This window comes from Paenibacillus sp. LK1, assembly GCF_002750415.1.
GTDB classification, from domain to species: Bacteria; Bacillota; Bacilli; order Paenibacillales; family Paenibacillaceae; genus Paenibacillus; species Paenibacillus taichungensis.
This window is the reverse complement of sequence record NZ_PEII01000036.1, coordinates 1-1,763: the sequence shown is the minus strand read 5'-3', so window position 1 is coordinate 1,763 and position 1,763 is coordinate 1. Positions and strand designations below refer to the sequence as shown.

The 1,763-nt window shown below is 39.6% G+C and carries 4 protein-coding genes; 1 reads left to right on the top strand and 3 read right to left on the bottom strand.

The window, feature by feature from the left end:
* Positions 1-210, top strand: a 210-nt coding sequence (locus CS562_RS33915; RefSeq protein WP_257219679.1) for a hypothetical protein, incomplete at its 5' end; no start/stop codon positions are given.
* A 216-nt stretch (positions 211-426) separates the two neighbouring features.
* Here CS562_RS33915 and CS562_RS32420 read toward each other — a convergent pair.
* From CS562_RS32420 to CS562_RS32410, 3 genes are all read right to left on the bottom strand, one after another.
* A complete protein-coding gene (locus tag CS562_RS32420) occupies positions 427-930 on the bottom strand; it encodes an SMI1/KNR4 family protein (protein WP_099859437.1) in 504 nt (167 codons plus the stop codon).
* Between the two features lie 27 nt (positions 931-957).
* Entirely contained in the window at positions 958-1,263 is a 306-nt protein-coding gene (locus CS562_RS33880; protein ID WP_099859436.1) for a hypothetical protein, read from the bottom strand.
* A 2-nt stretch (positions 1,264-1,265) separates the two neighbouring features.
* A partial coding sequence (locus tag CS562_RS32410) for an RHS repeat-associated core domain-containing protein (protein WP_143813578.1) occupies positions 1,266-1,763 on the bottom strand: 498 nt, incomplete at its 5' end.

The following is a 1,763-nucleotide window of genomic DNA, read 5'->3' as shown; positions in this document are numbered from 1 at the left end:
GACGACATGCCAGCCGTCATGCACGGAGTAGCTTACACTTCCGTTCGTATCCAGTCTGCTTCGCAAACCTTCCCGGTCGTAACCATGCTGTACAACACCGCCATCTGTTTGCTCGACTCGAATGGTACGGTTGAATGCATCATAAGTGTAGGTTATTCGTCTGTCTACAGCATCACCGAATTGAGTTCAATTCTGAACCACAGATTATAAAACAGGCCTATTCCTAATAGGAATAGACCTTCGATATAATAAAGTGATTGCTTGAGCAATTAAAATTTCGAGCACATTTTGCGCTTCATACTACAATCAAGTATCGACTCAATGTACTTTCTGAACGGAAGATATATTAACTATCTCTTCCTATATAAAAATCTAAAGCAGACAAACAATACAAGTGATAATTATAAACCGTACCACGTTACAACTCTATTCATTCGTTAGATTATCATATGCGTCTCCTAATGGTTCAAAATCATCTTCATCCCAAAACCATGTAGTCCCTTGCCCCTTCGTTTCAACAAGATTATTTAGTAATTCTGTAAAGCTATTAGAAATGATCGCACAACTTCCTGCAACAGCATGTGTATCCCAGTGACTATCGTAGCATCTCCCTAATCTATCTTTATGAAGATCCATTGTAAGAAAATCTCCATTACGATCATCAGCTATAATGTACCAATTAGAAGAAATATCATATTCGCACAACTCATTAACTATGACCGGGTTTGCCAAAACAAATTTTTCTGGAGAAACAATATCAACTCCAAAATCTTTCCCTTCAAACAGTTTTATCCCTCCACATATTTGATAAAACTCTTTCACATCTTCAGGAAGTATATGGTTCTCACTGAGTCTAGGTAAACCTATAGGAGGAGAAATCATACAATCATCGAATTGTTCAATTTGTTTAACAATAGTTTTTATTTTCATTTATTCTTCTCCTTTGTGATTGTATTTTCACCTATAAATTAGATCCCTTATTTGATTTGAAAATTCCATTTTCTGAGTCCTACTCGTTACCCCCGACGAAGGTAAATTGTACAAAAATTGATTCAACGTTCTGTAATATTCTCTACGTGCAGAATCGGGAGTTTTAGAAGCATTAAACATATCTTCAGAAAGTTTTTGAATTTGTTGTGGAGACATCTTAGTCCATTCGATCTTAGCCCCAACTGGTCTACCGTAATTTTCTCGACTCCATTCTCTAAAAATCTCTTTGGTCAGCTTATGGTTGTCTACACTTAAAGCTACTGTAGGAGACACGTTTACAAATGTAGTATATCCCGGTACATTTTGTTTAGCCCATTCATTACACCATGATGATTTTCAAGCCCATATTTCCCAGTTGTCGGTCTATAGGGTACCACATCATACTCTTTAACAACTTTATCTTTTGGATTAGCATACGTTTCACCCTTCACCTCACACATATACCCACTCGGGTCTACGTATCGGATCGGGTTGTTGGCGACATACGCATACAGATTCAATCCATCGCCACGGTACGTGTCTTCCTGCGTGAACCGCGCGATCAGCGGGTTATAAAACCGGGCGCGCAGATAGTAATGTCCCGTCAGCGCGTCCTGCATTTCTCCCGCATATCGGAAAGAATTTACACGCTGCTCTCGTGCAGACAGCATGTTCCCAAAGGCATCGTACGTGTATGCGTTCAGAATCTCACCATGTTGTGCGGTCAGGTGAGTCACATCACCGTGGATATTATTTACATAATAAGCCACATCGCCCTGATCGTCCAGTTGTGT

Excerpts from the sequence above, each read along its gene's own strand:
- CS562_RS32420 (WP_099859437.1), bottom strand. The coding sequence starts at position 930 with ATGAAAATAAAAACTATTGTTAAACAAATTGAACAATTCGATGATTGT.